This window comes from Vibrio sp. N418 (genome assembly GCF_000222565.1).
Taxonomy (GTDB): Bacteria; Pseudomonadota; Gammaproteobacteria; order Enterobacterales; family Vibrionaceae; genus Vibrio; species Vibrio scophthalmi.
This window is the reverse complement of sequence record NZ_AFWD01000055.1, coordinates 1-18,520: the sequence shown is the minus strand read 5'-3', so window position 1 is coordinate 18,520 and position 18,520 is coordinate 1. Positions and strand designations below refer to the sequence as shown.

The 18,520-nt window shown below is 45.6% G+C and carries 14 protein-coding genes and 1 pseudogene; 7 read left to right on the top strand and 8 right to left on the bottom strand.

The features are described from left to right. Positions 1–87: 87 nt before the first annotated feature. Together RH86_RS11780 and RH86_RS11775 are read right to left on the bottom strand one after the other, a co-directional pair. A complete protein-coding gene (locus tag RH86_RS11780; RefSeq protein WP_005599456.1) occupies positions 88–1,347 on the bottom strand; it encodes a DEAD/DEAH box helicase in 1,260 nt (419 codons plus the stop codon). A 58-nt stretch (positions 1,348–1,405) separates the two neighbouring features. Beyond that, complete coding sequence (locus RH86_RS11775) at positions 1,406–1,993, bottom strand: ACP phosphodiesterase (RefSeq protein WP_009386347.1); 588 nt, start codon at positions 1,991–1,993, stop codon at positions 1,406–1,408. 558 nt (positions 1,994–2,551) lie between these two features. Between RH86_RS11775 and RH86_RS11770 the strand changes: the two genes are divergently transcribed. The 3 genes from RH86_RS11770 to RH86_RS11760 all read left to right on the top strand — a co-directional run bounded on the left by RH86_RS11770 (position 2,552) and on the right by RH86_RS11760 (position 6,666). After that, on the top strand, positions 2,552–3,748 hold the full coding sequence (locus RH86_RS11770; protein WP_009386345.1) for an aromatic amino acid transport family protein: 1,197 nt from the start codon (positions 2,552–2,554) through the stop codon (positions 3,746–3,748). Positions 3,749–4,049: 301 nt separating this feature from the next. After that, positions 4,050–5,939: a DUF294 nucleotidyltransferase-like domain-containing protein gene (locus RH86_RS11765; protein ID WP_009386344.1), complete on the top strand. Its 1,890-nt coding sequence runs from the start codon at positions 4,050–4,052 to the stop codon at positions 5,937–5,939. A gap of 7 nt (positions 5,940–5,946) precedes the next feature. Then, positions 5,947–6,666, top strand: a complete 720-nt coding sequence (locus RH86_RS11760) for a 3'-5' exonuclease (RefSeq protein WP_009386343.1) — start codon at positions 5,947–5,949, stop codon at positions 6,664–6,666. 138 nt (positions 6,667–6,804) lie between these two features. On the opposite strand, the gene RH86_RS11755 is transcribed toward RH86_RS11760, so the two are convergent. Then, positions 6,805–8,376: a BCCT family transporter gene (locus tag RH86_RS11755; RefSeq protein ID WP_005599469.1), complete on the bottom strand. Its 1,572-nt coding sequence runs from the start codon at positions 8,374–8,376 to the stop codon at positions 6,805–6,807. 338 nt (positions 8,377–8,714) lie between these two features. On the opposite strand from RH86_RS11755, the gene RH86_RS11750 reads away from it, so the two are divergent. From RH86_RS11750 to emrD, 3 genes are all read left to right on the top strand, one after another. Further along, entirely contained in the window at positions 8,715–9,191 is a 477-nt protein-coding gene (locus RH86_RS11750) for a MarR family winged helix-turn-helix transcriptional regulator (RefSeq protein WP_005599470.1), read from the top strand. Between the two features lie 105 nt (positions 9,192–9,296). Further along, complete coding sequence (locus RH86_RS20155) at positions 9,297–9,605, top strand: cysteine-rich CWC family protein (protein ID WP_009386342.1); 309 nt, start codon at positions 9,297–9,299, stop codon at positions 9,603–9,605. A gap of 188 nt (positions 9,606–9,793) precedes the next feature. Further along, positions 9,794–10,999 carry a multidrug efflux MFS transporter EmrD gene (emrD, locus tag RH86_RS11740; protein WP_009386341.1) on the top strand — a complete coding sequence of 402 codons (1,206 nt, stop codon included), beginning with the start codon at positions 9,794–9,796 and terminating at the stop codon, positions 10,997–10,999. 106 nt (positions 11,000–11,105) lie between these two features. Here emrD and RH86_RS11735 read toward each other — a convergent pair whose 3' ends face one another. After that, complete coding sequence (locus RH86_RS11735) at positions 11,106–11,444, bottom strand: HopJ type III effector protein (RefSeq protein ID WP_009386340.1); 339 nt, start codon at positions 11,442–11,444, stop codon at positions 11,106–11,108. 78 nt (positions 11,445–11,522) lie between these two features. Then, on the bottom strand, positions 11,523–12,374 hold the full coding sequence (locus tag RH86_RS11730; RefSeq protein WP_009386339.1) for an AraC family transcriptional regulator: 852 nt from the start codon (positions 12,372–12,374) through the stop codon (positions 11,523–11,525). A 95-nt stretch (positions 12,375–12,469) separates the two neighbouring features. On the opposite strand from RH86_RS11730, the gene RH86_RS11725 reads away from it, so the two are divergent. Then, positions 12,470–13,861 carry an MATE family efflux transporter gene (locus RH86_RS11725; RefSeq protein ID WP_009386338.1) on the top strand — a complete coding sequence of 464 codons (1,392 nt, stop codon included), beginning with the start codon at positions 12,470–12,472 and terminating at the stop codon, positions 13,859–13,861. A 52-nt stretch (positions 13,862–13,913) separates the two neighbouring features. Here the strand turns inward: RH86_RS11725 and RH86_RS11720 are convergent, their stop codons facing one another. The 3 genes and pseudogenes from RH86_RS11720 to RH86_RS11710 all read right to left on the bottom strand — a co-directional run. Then, the gene (locus RH86_RS11720; RefSeq protein ID WP_009386337.1) at positions 13,914–17,066 is read right to left on the bottom strand and encodes an efflux RND transporter permease subunit; all 3,153 of its coding nucleotides are present in this window, start codon (positions 17,064–17,066) and stop codon (positions 13,914–13,916) included. A gap of 11 nt (positions 17,067–17,077) precedes the next feature. Then, the gene (locus RH86_RS11715; RefSeq protein WP_009386336.1) at positions 17,078–18,199 is read right to left on the bottom strand and encodes an efflux RND transporter periplasmic adaptor subunit; all 1,122 of its coding nucleotides are present in this window, start codon (positions 18,197–18,199) and stop codon (positions 17,078–17,080) included. A 99-nt stretch (positions 18,200–18,298) separates the two neighbouring features. After that, positions 18,299–18,520, bottom strand: a pseudogene (locus RH86_RS11710) (N-acetyltransferase); the annotation flags it as partial.

Below are 18,520 nucleotides of genomic sequence, written 5' to 3'. Positions count from 1 at the left end.
ACGATCGCTTCTTATTCAAACACAAAAAAACGGCCTCGTATTGACGAGGCCGTTTGGTTTATCTCATGACTACCTAGTTTAACGCTTCTAGCGACGCTTACCGCGCCCAGAATGAATATTCATCTTTGCCTTCATTCGACGCTTTTCTGATGAACGGCTATTACGGCGTGATGGATGCTCTGGTTCAAGATCTTCAATTAAGCTAGGCTCATAGCCCTCAAGCCACTCTTGCGGTAATTTTTTGTCTAACAGGCGTTCAATTGCCTCTAGCAAGTACTCTTCATCTCGGCTCATCAGTGATACAGCCAAACCTTTCTTACCCGCACGGCCGGTGCGACCAATACGATGGATGTAATCTTCCGCTTTGAACGGCATATCGAAGTTGATCACCTGTTCCAGTTGATTGATGTCCAAACCTCGTGCCGCGACATCTGTCGCGATTAACGCGCGCACTTTACCAGCTTTAAAATCATCAAGTGCTTTTTGGCGCGCGCCTTGGCTCTTATCACCATTGATAGAAGCGGCTTTAATACCATCAAGCTTTAGCTCTTTGGCAAGCGCATCACTGCCCTGTTTTGTTTTGGTAAACACAAGTACTTGTTGCCAATTACGCGAACCAATCAAGTAGGCCAACAATTCTGTCTTACGCTTTTTATCAACAGGGTGAACCATTTGCTCTACCGTGTCGGCAGTACTGTTCTGCGCTGCGATCTGCACTTCTACAGGACTGTTTAGCATCTTATAAGCAAGATCTTTGATTTTTTTATCGAACGTCGCCGAGAAAAACAACGTTTGACGGTCGGAGCTCATCTTGCCCAAAATACGCTTCAAGTCAGGCCAAAAACCCATATCAAGCATGCGGTCTGCTTCATCTAGGACTAATGTTTGTGTACGCTGCAATGAAACATTTTTACAGTGCATGTGATCAAGTAGACGACCTGGGGTAGCGATAAGAATGTCACAGCCTTGATGTAGGTTTCTTGTTTGCACATTCATACTGGTACCGCCGTACGCTGTCACTATTTTTAGCGACGTGTTAACAGCGTATGCCGTAAGATTATCGAATACTTGTTGAGCAAGCTCTCGAGTTGGCACCAATACTAACGCAGAGACATCATTGCGTTGTGGATCTCGTGAATAATCTTGATTGCTTAAGCGCTGAATGATCGGCAAACCGAACGCCGCTGTTTTGCCCGTACCGGTTTGCGCCCCCGCTAAGACATCTTTGCCTTCGAGGACTGGAGGGATCGCGTGAAGCTGAACTTCCGTAGGGGAGTTAAAGCCTAATTGGCTGACGGTTTCAACAAGAGTTGGCTCAAGGCCCAAATTCGCAAATGGTTGTGACATATTTCTGCTACTCAATCAATTAACGGCAGCGATTCTATACTCAAGCGCCCTACTGTGACTAGTTTTCAGCTGAGAAATCTTGGCTAGCAAGCAATAGTTTGGGATAAAACTCAGCAAACAGTTGCTGCAGATCGTCGTAGTGCCGCTGCAAATAGGGATAGCATTGCGTCAATGGCGCCATTGTTGATCTTCTTTCCGACATCCGCTTGAGAGCAAATTCAATATTCTCCAAATCTCGGTAGGACTCTAACCATCGTCCACGCCACATGTTCTCACTCACCAATACGAAACGCTCTGGTAGGTGTGTCACGCCCGTTTCTTTTACGATAGTTTCTGAACGCTGACAAAACAGGTCTAAGGGCTGAGCATGATAACGAGCCCAATGGGTCGCTAAACAATGATCCCAAAAGACATCCAATGCAATACCGGAATATCGTCGTGGCCCTTGGGGGAAAAACTGTTTCGCTTGCTGCATAATCACCGCACTGTCGGTATAACTATCAACAAATCGATGCAGTCGTATACCAGCGGCAATCTCAGGCGTGTAATCTCGGCTCGGATCCCCTTTGACAAAATCACCTAATAGATTGCCGAGTAAACTCGAACGACAGTGATGCGCAATATGGAGATGAGCAAGAAAATTCATAACTATTCGCTTTTTAGTCAGGACATATTGATAAAAGCACAAAGCCAGCGCATTTGCACTGGCTTATCGGGGAGAATCACGTCACTCAAAGCGTCGGATTTGTATGGGGTCGTTACGAAACTAACTCGTCCGCAGTTTGTTCGAAGTCTTGCTCGTAATTTGATAAATCAATACCAATTTCAATTGCGTCGAGCAGCTCTAAGCTTTCTTCGTTAAATGTTTGGTCACTCATGTCGACCTCCTTCTTTAATTATTAGCTTAAGTACACTGGGCACTCAGCCGTTCCTTTGTAACGACTTTATATGACAGAGGCATGAAAGGCAAAAGCGCTTTGAGTGATAACTTTGCACCATCGCACAGGCAAACGTTTAACTTCGCAAGAACTCACCTAGTGTAAATTTATTTGTACACATGTGGAATTATATATGTACGACCCACTTGACGTTTAGCTACATAGCCTACAAAATGCCAATTAGTAGAGTGAATAAGTCTATATAACTGTTCCTCACTGGGTACTTTACTACTCAAACATTCACTAATGTAAAGAATATTATACAGATGAGTAAATCGAAGGTTTTAGGTAGTACTTTGATTATTGCCGGTACTACAATTGGCGCAGGGATGCTAGCTCTGCCACTCGCCTCGGCAGGCATAGGGTTTTCAACTTCACTGACCATCATGGCTGCATTGTGGGCTCTAATGGCGTACACAGCGTTGATCATGGTTGAGCTCCACCAGCACGCAAGCAGCGATGCAACACTGCATACGCTCGCAAAACAGATCTTAGGTAAAAAAGGCAAATACCTTGCAAGTTTTGCCATGCTATTCTTATTTTATTCTTTGTGTGCTGCCTATATTGCTGGTGGCGGTTCACAATTCAATCAACGTTTAGATCAGTGGTTTGACCTTAAACTATCAGCAGCCAGTGGCACGGTGATCTTCACCTTACTCGTCGCCTCAATTGTGGTCATCGGTACTGCGACCGTCGACAAAGTAAACCGAGTGCTGTTCACTCTGAAACTGGTCGCCATGGCAACCGTTTTGCTATTCCTTGCCCCGAATGTCACTCAATCTTATTTGCTCAGCATGCCGATTCAGCAAGGTTTAATTGTCGCAGCGATTCCCGTTATTTTTACCTCATTCGGCTTTCATGGCAGCATTCCGGCGATCGTTCGTTACCTCGATGGTGATACTCCCGCACTGAAAAAAGCCATTGTGATTGGCTCTGCGATCCCGCTTGTGATCTACATTTTTTGGCAGTTAGTGACCCTTGGCGTCGTCAGTCAATCAGAATTAGTCGACAACCAAGGTTTAACCGCACTTATTTCAACGTTGTCTGCAACCGTTCAGCAAAATAACATTGCCAACATCATCGGTCTGTTTGCTGACCTCGCGCTGCTTACTTCATTTTTAGGTGTCAGCTTAGGTCTGTTTGAATTTCTTGGCGACAGCATCAACAAAAAGAAAAACTCTCGTGTACTGACCGGCTTAGTCACTTTTACACCACCAATGTGTTTTGCACTTTTCTATCCGCAAGGGTTCATTATGGCACTTGGTTATGCGGCAATCGCCTTAGCAATATTAGCGATATTCCTGCCGGTTGTGATGATTCATAAAGTTCGTCGTACTGAACACAATGCGCCCTACCAAGTCGGTGGTGGTAATCTTGGCTTGATGGTCTGTACTGGCGCGGGTGTGATGATTGTGTCAGCCCAAATCCTGATCACCATCGGAATCCTGCCCGCACTAGGTTGATTCTCCATGAATCACACGAACTTATTGAACCGCTCGTAGCACTAACTGCCTACGCTATCTGGTCGCTCAATAAGCAAAAAAACAAAAGGCTTAGCTGTACGCTAAGCCTTTGATTTAATGCCATCGCATATCCAAATTTGATACAACTATCCCCTGCTTCTGCACTTCTCCTGCTCCTCGCTATTTTATTTAGTTCCATTGTCGCTAGATCTATTTAAGGCAACAGCATGGCTTTCTCGGCACAATCAGCAAGAATCATGTACCATTTAACTATCATATGATGAATACCATGGGTTGCTCGATGGAAGCAGAACTTTTAGAAATCAAACATTTCTTAGCGCAACACCCTCCGTTTGACGAACTCGAAGATGACGTTTTAAGTTACATCTGTCGCCACGTTGAAATTGCTTATTATCGCGAAGATACACCGATCATTCATTTCGGTGACCATATACATGACCTATATATGGTACGCAGCGGCATTGTTGAGGTCTATCGTCGCAAAGGTGAGTTATATAATCGTCTAGATGAAGGGGCGTTATTTGGCCAAATGGGGCTATTAACCAATAATAAAGTCCGCTTTCCTGCCAAAGCGATTAAAGACACTCTGATTTACTGCATTCCAGAGGCAGTCTTTCAAGAACTCTATGATCACCATGAAAGCTTTGCTGACTTTGTCGAAGTTGAGCATAACACCCGCTTAAGGCAAGCCGTTTCCTCGTCTCATAACGACAACGATCTCACGACATCCAAAGTACGGACACTGCTTACAGCGGCCCCACCTTTTGTACACACAAGCGAAAGCATTCAAAACACCGCGATAAAAATGGCAGAAGAGAATGTTTCTTCTTTGTTGATTATCGATCCAGACATTGCGCAAAATGATGACGATGATGGTTCCGGCCTAGTCGGTATTATTACCGATCGGGATCTTTGTACCCGCGTATTGGCACAAGGTCTAAACCCTCACGACGCGGTCGCTTCAGTGATGACCAGCGAAGTCATTTCACTAGACCACAATGCTTATGTCTATGAAGCGATGCTCACCATGTTGCGTTACAATGTGCATCATCTCCCTGTGCTTAAAGATCGCCACCCAATCGGTATTATCGAAACCACCGATATCGTCCGCTATGAATCGCAAAACTCTCTGTTACTCGTTAGCAGCATTTTTCAACAACAAAGCATTGACGATCTCGCGGTACTGTCGGAACAAGTCAAAGACAGTTTTGTTCGCTTGGTCAATGAAGATGCCAATTCACATATGGTTGGCAGTGCAATGTCGGTCATTGGTCGCAGCTTCAAACAGCGTATTGTCGAATTAGCCGAAGAGCAACTTGGGTTAGCACCCATCCCTTATTGCTTCCTTGCGCTTGGCTCTATGGGGCGTGACGAACAACTTTTGGTAACCGACCAAGATAATGCGATCATCCTTGATAATAGCTATAACCCCGCCGAACATGGTGACTACTTCGCCAACATGGCAACCTTAGTGTGTGATGGCCTAGCAAAATGTGGCTATACCTATTGTACTGGCGATATCATGGCCACCAATCCAGAGTGGCGCATGACGCGAAGCGAATGGGAAGAGTGCTTTGCCGATTGGATTGACAATCCAAATCCAAAAGCCTTACTCAATGCATCGATTTTTTTCGATCTTGATGGTGTCTACGGCCGGCTGAAATGGGCTGAACAACTCAATGGTTTTATTGTTAGAAGAGCACGTAAAAACAACCGTTTTCTCGCTTGTTTAGCCCGAAATGCACTAAATCGCACGCCACCATTAGGATTTTTCAAAGATTTTGTAGTGGAAAAAGATGGCCAGCATAAAAACTCAATTAACCTAAAAAGACGTGGCACCGCACCACTGGCTGATCTGGTTCGCGTCCATGCGCTCGCCGTTGGCTCACGGTCGCAAAATTCTTTTGAACGTTTAGACGACATCCACGATGCGGCCATTTTACCCAAAGGAAAGGCACATGCGATACGCGATGCTCTCGAATTTATCTCTATGGTACGTATCCGCCACCAAGCGTTTGACGTGGAAAACAACATTGAGCCAGATAACAACATTGAGCCCGAAAATCTGTCGGAATTTGAGCGCCGTAATTTGAAAGATGCATTCCAAGTCTTAAGCAACGCGCAAAATTTCTTAAAATTCCGCTATCAAGGCAATAGCGCTTTAAAGTGAGGACATCATGCTAAAAAAACTCACTCAGGCGCCAATGATCAATTGGCAACAAAAATACGCGCACAAAGCTGAGCTATGCCAAAACGAAATACTCCTGCGCTTCTATCAACAAGCGTTACCGCCGGCCAACACACCAATAGAACAAGTTAAATTCCTCGCAATGGACTTTGAAACGACAGGTTTGAACCCTGATAGCGACGACATTATCACTATTGGAACCGTGCCATTTGATGTAAATCGAATCTATCTTAACCAAGCCAAACATTGGACGATTAAGCCACGTAAGCAACTTGAGGAAGAGTCAATCGTGATTCATGGGATCACTCACAGTGATCTCATCGACGCTCCAGACTTGAGTGATGTTTTCGAGGAAGTACTTGAGCAGATGGCTACGAAGGTGATGGTCGTGCATTACAAACGAATTGAGCGAGCGTTTTTTGATCGCGCTTTACGTGATCGAATTACAGAAGGAATTGAATTTCCACTCATTGATACGATGGCAATCGAAGCCAATGTGCAGCGTCGACAAAATGGAGGGTTGTGGAACAAGTTACGCAGCATTACGCCACAATCTGTTCGTTTAGGTCGCTCGCGGACTCGCTATAATTTGCCGCCGTATTCTCCACACCACGCACTGACAGACGCGGTAGCAACGGCAGAGCTACTGCAAGCGCAACTCGCCTACCATTATTCACCCTCAACATTTGTCGGCCAATTATGGGAGTAAACGACCAACTTGCGTTAAATTAAAATCAACAACACAGTGATAATGGTAAAGTTGCATCTACAAAATGCAGCGCAGTAAAAAGGGACGCAAGCAAGCATCCCTTTTTAGTTAACGATTTGCGACCAATTGGTCTTAATCTTAGTATTTCTCGGTGCGCATACCCATCACTAAGCTGACGCACATCATCAATAAAACGAAGGTAAACGGCAAGGCCGTTGAAATCGCACCCGCCTGCAAGGCTTGTATCGCCTCGGTACCACCAATCCATAACAAGGCTACGGCGATTGCACCTTCCATAAACGCCCAAAACACACGTTGTAGCACTGGCGCATCCACCTTACCACCGGCGGTAATACTGTCGATAACCAGCGAGCCAGAATCCGATGACGTGATAAAGAAAACCAGCACTAAGACGATGGCTATCACTGACAATATGCGGCTATACGGCAACACATCAAACATTTCGAACATCGCTAATGAGATATCTGTCAGCCCTTTGGTGCCAAGAATGCCCACTTGGTTGGCAACTTGATCGATCGCCAGACCACCAAATACTGACATCCACAACATCGTCACTGCTGTCGGGACTAATAAAACCGCAGTAATGAACTCACGCACCGTTCGGCCACGTGATACACGTGCGATAAACATACCGACAAATGGTGACCAAGAGATCCACCATGCCCAGTAGAACACAGTCCAACCTTGGAACCATGCCTCATCTTGTCGACCATGGGGATTACTCAATGGGATAAGATTTTCAACATAAGACATAAAGGTGGTAGGAATATTACCGATCGCGACAGCCCAACCAACAAGTGCTACCAAAATCAGCAGAACAAAAGCAACAATCATATTGATATTACTGATTACCTTCACACCACCATCGATACCACGGATGACCGAAACAACTGCAAGCAACGTTACCACTGTGATAACGACAATTTGCAGCCCTAATCCCGCCGGTATACCAAAGACATGATGAATACCGCTCGCCGCTTGCTGCGCGCCTAAACCCAGAGAGGTCGCAAGACCAAACAGTGTTGCGAGTACCGCCAATATATCAACAACGTGACCGGCCCAGCCCCATGCACGGTCGCCTAAAATCGGATAAAAAATAGAACGAATTGAAAGCGGTAACCCCTTGTTATAAGCAAAAAAGGCCAACGACAGCGCTACCACTCCATAGATAGCCCAAGGGTGTAATCCCCAGTGATACATGGTCGCGCCCATAGCCAAGCGAGCTGCTTCAGGTGTATTAGCTTCGACGCCCAGTGGTGTTTCATACCACCCTGTATAATACGCGACAGGTTCTGCAACACTCCAAAACATCAAACCTATACCCATACCCGCCGCAAAGAGCATTGAGAGCCAAGACAGGTACGAATAGTCGGCACTGGCATCAATACCTCCTAAGCGAATACGACCGAATGGACTCACAATCAATACCAAACAGAAGACGACAAAAATATTGCCCGACCAAATAAATAGCCAATCAAAACTGCCGATAATTTTCCACTTCAACCCGTCGAGTGCCGTTTTAGCCGTCTCAGCATCCATCACCAAAGCGGCAACTAAAAACAGCGCAATGAAACCCGCACTAAACCCAAACACTGGGTTGTGAACATCAAAACCCCACTTTTGCACATTATCCTGACCAACCGTGTAATCAGTACTATCTATGCTGTACTTATCGATTCCTTTTGTCATAGTTTCTCTCTAAGTTTTCATTCTATACATCGACACCAACAATCACTTAGAGTTAAAAGGATTATTAGGACAATGAATTTTGATTAATCTCTCAATAGTGTACGCACATTAGTGTGATACGCCAATAACGGCTGGTAAATTAGGCATTATTAATTAAAATAGTAGCCTAAACGATGAATAGTCACTTCGTCTTTTGATCATGACGTAAATTATTCGACCTCAAATCAATTTGTCCTCTAATGTTTATTGAGTAGAGTGATGTTTTCGCTTTCACTTCTATTTACCGCTATTTTAGGGTATGTTCGTCAGCGTAAAAGACTAGGTTTTAAGGGTTTATCTTGGAAAAGCACGAAGAAGTTCTTGTGTCGTTAAGACAAATTATCCGCGCGATTGATTTACACTCAAAAAAACTGAGTAAAGAGTCAGGTTTGACCGCCCCACAGCTGATTTTGATGCGTTCAATACGAGATCTCGGTGAAGTCACGATCAAGCAGCTTTCTAACCACACCAACATGAGCCAGGCCACTGCAACCATCATTCTTGATCGCTTGCAGCGCAACGGCCTAATCGAACGCAAACGCAGTGAAACCGATAAGCGCAAAGTGCATGCTGTATTGACCGAGCAAGGTAAAGAGCGTTTAGAGCAAGCCCCAATGCCTTTACAACAGAGCTTCATCAACAAATACCAACAACTCGAAGAGTGGGAACAAACATTGTTGCTTTCTTCAGTACAACGGTTATCAATGATGATGAATGCGGAAGATATCGATGTCGCCCCCGTTCTGGAGCTCGGTAGCATCACGAAAACCGATTGATCCCACTTCTTCGCAAATGGATCTCACGTCCTCGAGGTAAGCTCCATTTGTTAGCAACTCGCTTACTATTTATATTGTCCCCTTTTAGGAAACTCGGAGCACAGAGTGAAAAGCCCTTGTATTGCAGCTTGTAAGAACAACGCAGGAATTTGTAGTGGTTGCCATCGCACGATGGAAGAAATCAGCCAATGGCGGCATTTCGACGAAACACAGCAGCAAGTGATCATGGATCGTTTAAGCGGCAGCCAAACTACACACGATTGCCCAACGTGCGCCAAGCCCACCCATTGCGATATTGCCGCTGGAAAAACAGAATGTTGGTGCTTTACGATTGAAAAGCGCGACCTGTCAAACACAGTGAAGCAGTCTCAATGCCTGTGTCGTCAGTGCTTATCGGAACACCCTGTTGCTTAGCTGATTTTGCATTAGTTTTTTTAATCCAAATCATAGATTTTTATCTTGCTGAAAATCATACATTTCCATTGATAACGAGTCAGACAAACACTAATATCTCGCCGCTGTTAATTCCCTTATATATTTTTTAATTAGCTGAGCTATCGCTCCGTTAAGGGTTGTTGTACTTTTTTTAAGGTAACTTGCGGATGTCTGCTACTTCACCAATCTTCAAATTCACGTTTCTTGTTGCGATCTTGACCGCTGTCGGTCAAATGACACAAACAATGTACGTTCCATCTATTGGTCAGATGGCGAATGAATTTTTGGTTTCTCCGGCGAGTCTTCAAGCTGTCATGGCTTGTTATTTGATTCCTTACGGATTATCTCAGTTTGTCTATGGTCCACTGTCTGATCGTATTGGCCGTAAGCCTATTATCTTAGGCGGTTTGGCGATCTACATGGTAGGAACATTGGTAGCACTATTTGCTCACAACTTCGAACTGTTTCTCGCAGGTAGCTTTATTCAGGGCTTGGGCATCGGTTGTGGTGGCGCAATGTCTCGCACATTAACCCGCGACTGTTATTCCGGTGCAGAACTTCATCGAGTGAACAGCCTGATCAGCATGTGCGTGATTTTTTCACCCCTGATGGCACCAGTACTTGGCGGCGTATTAACAGAAATGTTTGGCTGGCGCTCAAGCTATTTGTTCTTGGCTCTGTTTGGCATCGCGGTTGTCATTACAATGGCCACCAGCTTCACTGAAACATTACCTCAAGAGAAGCGTCGTTATGAAAAAGTCTCCAATAGCTATAAGTACGTGTTATCCAACAAACGTTTTCAAGGTTATTTGATCTGTCTTGTCGCCACGTTCTCTGGTGTCGCTATTTTTGAAGCGGCTGCAGGTGTGTTATTGGCCGGTGTGCTGAAACTGCCAGCCACCACTGTTAGCTTGCTGTTTGTGTTACCGATTCCGGGTTACTTGGTGGGCGCTGGCTTGTCTAGCCTCATTGCAGCGCGTCGTTCAGAGCGTGCGGCACTTAATTTTGGTTTATTCGCGATCACCGTCGGTTCAGTTATCGTATTGGTTCCCGGCTTATTTGGACAAACCACCGCATTAACACTGATTGGTGGTGCGACGATCTACTTCCTTGGTTCTGGTATTTTATTTCCAGCGGCGACCACTGGCGCACTGTCACCGCTCCCTTATCACGCGGGTACAGGTGGTGCGGTACTTGGTGGGATGCAAAACCTTGGTGCGGGCCTAGCGACGTTATGCGCCTCTTTGATCCCAGCCCCGAACCAATTACCTTTAGGGGTATTGATGCTTGCGATGTCTCTATTGGCGATGATTGGCCTTGCTCGCGTCAACAAACGCCAAGACCCCTCTAATGAAATGCCACTGGCGGTTTAATTCTCGTCGAGCCTCTTTTGTTTTTCAAAGTGATACGCATAAAAAAGGAGCCTGAGGCTCCTTTTCTATCAAAACTGGGATTTTATTATGCTAATCATGGGCAATCTTAGCTTAATGCGACACCTTCAAATTTAATTCCAGACCAACCATGGGCAATGAAATTACGGATATTTTGGTGATCTTCCCCATCAGGATTACCCAAAACATCATTACGGTAATAACCCCCAAAGAGTGCCAACGTTTGTTGCTCGGTGAGTTGGTGTTTCTGCGCAAATGCAAAAATTTTACACGAGCCATTATTTTCACCAGCGGGGTTACGCGCGGTACCATTACTAAACGAAGTTGGAGTAAATTGGTATTGGCTATCGATCACGGCCATAGTTTGCTCAAATTCAATCGCGCTTGGGGTTGCTTTAAGCAACTCTAAAAAGTTATTCAATTCCATATGTTCACATCTAATCGTCGTGTTTATTTGAAAGCCAAGTTTACGGCAATCTTTGCGCTCAAGCTATCTCTACGCAGATCACAACAAAGACTCTCCACGATTTCTGCGATACTGTCTCGGAGTTTGATGACTCCACACTTTAAACCTGGCACTGAAATTAGATAGAATCGGATACCCCACCAGCTCACCGATATGTTGCACCGCCCAGTCTGTCGACAATAACAAACGTGATGCATATTCCATGCGCCTTCTCATCAAATGATTCATCGGGCTATGGCCAAAGTGCTGTTTACATAAGCGGTGAAAATGAGGTGGTGAACAGGGAAAAAGAGCGGCTAGCTGCTCAACATCCCACTCTTTGTGCAGTTGTCGCTGCGCTTCATCAAAGACGCGTTTCAAGCGAAGTTGCTTACTGCTCATTTCATGATCCAGTGACGCTTTCACTAAAATCGCCAATTGAGCACTGGTCGCTTCGACGATGTCGCCACTGATTGCTATTGGTGTCATTCTCGCACGCAACAGTAATAATATCGCCGCATAAATCGCCTCTGTGACAGAGCTCAAATGGCACTCAACTTGTTGATGAACTAAATCTTGCCAACTTTTATTAGGTTCAAGAAACACCCAAGCGATCCGCCACTCCTCCTCTTCAATACCAAACGTATTTGGTACTCCCGCAGGAACGATGGTTAACGACCCCGGTTCTAGTTGATACCTCTGCCCTTGACTCTCAAGCCAACCTTTACCTTTTACAGTGTAAAGCAGCATATGTTTATGCATATTTGTGCGAGCGATAGTGAATAATTCCCAGCAATGCGCAATTCCACATTGGATAAATCCGTATCGTTCAAGTTCAAGCACATGATGATAGTCAATGAACTCATGCTCTGTTTTCGCAGAAATCGATGCGCACTCTTGCATATTATTCATGTTGATAGTTTCGCATAACAAATGGATACTTAAAGAAAATACGTAATTCACCGCAGCAGATAAACTAAATCCCTCAGTTAGTCGAGGGTAATGCGATGATAGCCACAACTCCAGATAGAACCTTCTTTCAAAACCTAATTAAAATCGGATTACCTGTCTCTTTGCAGTCAATGCTATTTTCATTATTGGGTGTCACTGACATCCTGATGGTAAGCCAGTTGGGAGAAGCAGCAACCGCAGCAGTTGGCGTTGGTAACCGGATCTTCTTCTTCAATTTGATCGTGGTCTGCGGCGTGAGTGGAGCGGTAAGTGTGCTAGCCTCACAATATTTTGGCGCGAAGAACATGAATGGCGTAAGAATCACGCTGTTCCAATCTATCTTTGTCGCCATTTTGGTTACTGCGCCTTTTTCGCTTTGGTATATCTTCGATTCAGAACAAGTGGTCTCGATCGTATCAGATAATAGCGACTACATATTTCTTGCCAGTGACTATCTATGGATAACGGCCAGTACCTTGATCTGTACCGCTATTTGCGTTCCACTCGAAGGCGCTTTAAGAGCAATTGGTCAAGCAAAACTACCCACTCAGGTCAGTATCTATGCCATCTTGCTCAATTTACTACTCAATACTCTGCTTATTTTTGGCTTATTTGGGTTTCCAGAACTTGGCGTCGTGGGAGCGGCGATCGGTACCAGTGTTTCACGCTTGTTCCAAACATTGTTGCTCAGTTATATCGTCGTTAAGCGCTTCCCATGTCTCATCGCCTCAAAAGAGAATATGTTACAGGCAAAAACGTCGACCCATCGACGTCGTTATTTGAAAATTGGCCTACCGATGATCATTCATGACAGTGCTTGGGCGGGAGGAATTCTGTTCTACAATGTATTGATTGGCCAACTCGGTGTCACAGAACTTGCGATATTTTCACTATTGGCGCCCATTGAAAGTGTGATTTTTTCAGCTTTCTTAGGTTTTGCTGTTGCGGCCTCAGTGATCCTCGCCAATGAAATTGGCGCCAATCAATATCAACGCGTTGAACAAACGGCTTGGTGGTATGTATTTATCAGCACATTAGCCGCATTTTCAATTGCTCTGGTATGTTTTGCGGCGAAACCGCTATTACTAAGTGCTATCTCACTAACGCCAATTTCTGACCCTATTATGGCGACCAACACCTTCATCATCATGCTGTTTGGTATGGGCTTTCGGGTCTTTAATATGGTGGCGATTGGTGGTGTGCTAAAAAGTGGTGGTGATATTAACTACTCCATATTCATCGATCTATTTGGACAATGGGCAATCGGAATTCCCCTTGCCTACTTTACCGGTATCGTCTTGGGCTGGTCACTAGAATGGGTGATTGCCATTGTCATGTTGGAAGAAATTGCCAAGATTTTCTTATCAACCCAACGTATACGTTCAAAAAAATGGATCAATAACTTGGTGCAGGATGACCCAAACATAATCACCAAATCAATAGCATAAAAAAGCCCCGCATGTTCTGCGGGGCTCTGACTATCTACTTAGACCTGCGTGCTTATTCGTCGTCCAGATCCACCAGCTTAGTGCTGCCGCCATGAACCTTTTCACGCTGACGTTGCACCATGGCATAGAAGCCAGGGATAAGTAACGTACCAGCAAGAAGTACGCACAACAGGCCGCCAATCAGTGAAACGCCCAATGAGTTTTGGCTGATGTGCCCTGCGCCAGAGGCGAAGATCAGAGGGAAAATCCCCAAGATAAACGACCATGATGTCATGTTAACCGCGCGAAAACGCAGCGTACCGCCCTTCACTGCCGCATCATCAATTGACGCTTCGTTATCTTCACGTTCCATCTTGGCAAACTCGACGATTAAGATGGCATTCTTTGCGGCGAGCGCTATCAAGAGAACCAAACCAATTTGAGCGTATAAGTTAAGCGGTGTTCCGGTTAAATTAAGCGCAAGGAATGAGCCAAATGTCGCCACTGGGACCACTAATATGATCGCTAAAGGAATACTCCAACTCTCATATTGAGCAACCATGAATAGATAAATAAAGATCAGCGCAAGTGCAAAGGCAAAGATCGCTTGGTTGCCGGCCAGAACTTCTTGGTACGCCATCCCGGTCCATTCATATTGGTAGCCTTGCGGGAGCATTTCAGCGGCTACACGTTCCATCGCAGCAATCGCATCGCCACTTGAGTAACCCGGTGCTGGTTGCCCTTGGATAACCGCACTACGGTACATGTTGTAACGCCATGCTACATCGGGCTCAAAGATTTGCTCATAGCTGACGAGAGTACTTAACGGCACCATTTGACCCGATGACGAACGCACATGGAAACGCTCAAGATCTTCCATACCGCTACGATGCTCGGCATCGGCCTGCATGGTTACGCGGAAGTTCTTACCAAACATCGTAAAGTCATTGACGTACAATGACCCTAAGTTACCCTGTAGCGTTTGGAAAATGCTCGATAATGGCACACCAAGCTGCTGAGATTTTTCACGGTCAATATCCACATAGTAGTGTGGGACATTGGCGCGGAAGGTCGAGAAGGCAAAGCCAATTTCTGGCTGCTTTTTCGCTTCTTCAATCAGCTGGTTCATCAAGATTGATAAATCAGTACGGCTTCGACCAAGTGAGTCCTCTAATACAAACTCAAAACCAGATGCAGCACCCATACCCGGTACCGCTGGTGGTCCCATCGCAAATACCACCGCCTGTGGCAACTGCATTGCCGCGCGGCCATTAATACGCTGTGCAATCGCATTAGATGAATGATCGCCATCCAAACCATTACGGGTTTCCCAGTCACGCAATTTGATAAACAGCGAAGCACCGTTAGAGGCAGCAGCGCCGGTCATAAACGCAAAGCCGTTCGCTACCGTCACACCATCAACACCTGGCTCTTGCTCAACCATGCCGATCAACTCTTCAGTCACTTCTTCGGTACGAGAAAGCGACGCTGAGTCAGGTAGTTGCACGTTAACCAGCAATATACCTTTGTCTTCTTGTGGTACAAAAGCCGTAGAGGTGGTCTTAGCGAAGAAACCCACGGCCGCAAGAGCAACAAAAAAGAAGCCAACGAGCAGAACCGTCTTCTTAACTAAGAATCCAGCAATTTTGCCATAACGAGTGGTGATCGCTTCAAGACCATTGTTGAATGCTTGGAACCAACGAGCTGTATTGCCTCCACCTTGCTTTAAGACCAATGAACAGATTGCTGGCGATAATGTCAGCGCGTTAATTGATGAGATAACCACGGAGATACAGATTGTCAGCGCGAACTGTCGATACATGATGCCAGTAATACCGGGTAGCATCGCCACTGGTAAGAACACCGCTAGTAGAACCAGCGTCGAAGTGATGATCGGGCCCGTTACCTCTTTCATCGCAAGTAATGTCGCTTTACGAGGGGAAATCGTCGGATCTTTTGCCATGGTGGTATCGACGTTTTCGATAACCAAGATCGCATCATCCACTACGATACCGATGGCCAAAATCAAACCAAATAGCGTCACAGTGTTGATAGTGAACCCCGTCATCTGCATCACTGCAAATGTCCCCACCAGTGAGACAGGAATCGCTACAACGGGGATCAAAGTCGCACGCGCACTGCCTAAGAATAGGTAGGTTACCGCAATAACCAGCAAGATCGCTTCAACTAGGGTTTTGACCACACCTTTAATTGATTCCGCAACAAACACTGTCGTGTCATAACTGGTTTCGTAGGCCATTCCCTCAGGGAAATTCACACTGAGTTTATCCAGTAATGCCATCACCGCCTGTCCACTCTCTAACGCATTCGCGTCGGATTGCAGAGAAAGCGCCACAATAGAGGCATCTTGACCACGGAACTTGCCGCTACCATCGTAAAATTTCTTACCGAGTTCAACACGGGCGACATCTTGTAGATAAACCGTCGAGCCATCATTGTTAGCACGAAGCACCACATGTTGAAACTCTTCTACTGATTCTAAACGCCCTTTCGTTACAAGGTTAAATTGTACTTCTTGTGCATTGTTGTATGGCGCAGCGCCGACACGCCCAGCCGCCACTTGCACGTTTTGCTCTTTAAGCGCGGTATGTACGTCAGTAGTGGTGATCTTTAAGTTGGCCATTTTTTCAGGATCAAGCCAAACACGCATGGCATATTCGCCGCCACCGATCACGTTTACTTCACTGATGCCCGTCACACGCGCCAATTGATCTTTTACATTTAAATTAATGTAGTTAATCAAGAATTGGTCATCGTAGTGACCCCGAGGATCATAGAAGTTCAGTACCATTAGGAGGTCGGGTGAACGCTTTTTCACCGTAATACCGGCCATACGGACTTCTTGCGGCAACTTAGATTCAATCTGCGCCACACGGTTTTGCACGTTTACCTGCGCCATGTCCGGATCAGTACCAACATCAAACGTGACGTTAAGGCTATATGAACCATCGTTCGCACTTTTAGAAGACATATAAATCATATCTTCGACGCCGTTTACGGCAGATTCCAACGGATCGGCAATCGCTTGTTCAACAACTTCCGCACTTGCCCCCGTGTAATAGGCTGAAACGCTCACTGACGGTGGACTGATTTTCGGGTACTCAGCAATAGGTAGCACCGCAAGCGCGATCGCCCCTGCCAAAGTGAGTATGATAGAAATGACCAGCGCAAACTTAGGGCGCTGGATAAAGAAACGACTTAGCATCTAGCCCCCAATTACTGTTCAGCTGGTGATTCGATACGCACCGGCACACCGTTACGAATACGCTGTAGACCCTGAGTGATCACCACTTCCTCACCATTGAGACCGTTTTTGATCACGATGCCTTGCTCTAATTGGCGACCCAACTCAACATTGCGACGTTCCGCGACATTACCCTCGGCAACCAACATAACGAAGTGACCTTCTAAGTCCGTTTGAACCGCACGGCGCGGTACAACTAAAACGTCCGTCGGCGCTTTTTCACGCAATTCAACGCGGACATGCTGTCCTGGGAGTAAGCGATAATCTGGATTTGGTACGATAGCACGCATCGCTAACGTACCGGTTGCAAGATCAATTCGGTTACCAAGAAAATCAAGCGAACCTAGATGACCAAACGGCTGACCATTTTCTAGAATGACCTGTACTTCAACCGCATCGGCATTTTCACTACCATCCCCTTTGACACTATCCATCCCCATCTCTAAGCGCTCACGCTCACTAACGCTAAACATGGTATGCACAGGATCAAGACTGACTAACGTCGTTAAGATGCCAGATTGAGGTGAGACAAGATCACCAGTACTTACTTTGCTAGAGCTAATTCGTCCTGCAAAAGGTGCTTTAATTTGGGTATAAGAAAGGGTGACTTCTGCTAATTTCAATTGTGCTTGCGACGACTCCACTAAGGCTTCAGCGCCAAGCAATTGCGCGGTCAAGTTATCAAATTCAGATTGAGAAATACTGCCTTTAGGCAAAAGGTTTTTACCACGATTAAAATCTAACTGTGCCTTCTTAAGGTTGGCATTCGCTTGAGCAACACTGGCTTTGGCAGCAGCCAACTGCGCTTCAAATGAAGAAGGTTCAATAGAATAAAGCAGCTGCCCAGCTTCAACCATTTGTCCTTCATCGAAATGACGTTCTTTTAGATAACCTGAAACTTGGGCGGTAATATTGGTGTCTTCAACCGCTTGAACACGGCCAATATAAGACTTACTTTGTTGATGAGAGGTACTAAGAACGGGCTCAGCTGCGACTAAAGAAGACGGTGGTTGTTTTGAGGCGTTGTCGGACTCACCACAACCCACTAATACCAGTGAGCTCAGGATCACCGAGGCCAAAATTGTTTTTTTCATGGTCAATACCGTTAGATAAGTGGCTATAATTACAGTAACTTACCCAACGGTACATGGTTTAATGTCCGAACAACATCAAGACCGCGCTTTGAATTTGTTTCAATCTGTTTCTGCGGTAGAGATCAAACTATTTGATAGAATGTTCAATAGCTGTTTTGGCGAAGACCAAGTGTAGACCAATTCTGGTACTTGATTGCCGCAAGGCGCGTCCCACAACCTCTCTAGTGAATTCTCGCCACCAAGATGTTCATAGAAATCGACCGCTTGGCCATTTTTAGCCATCACTTCTAGATAGACGCCAGTATCAGAAAAATGTTGATC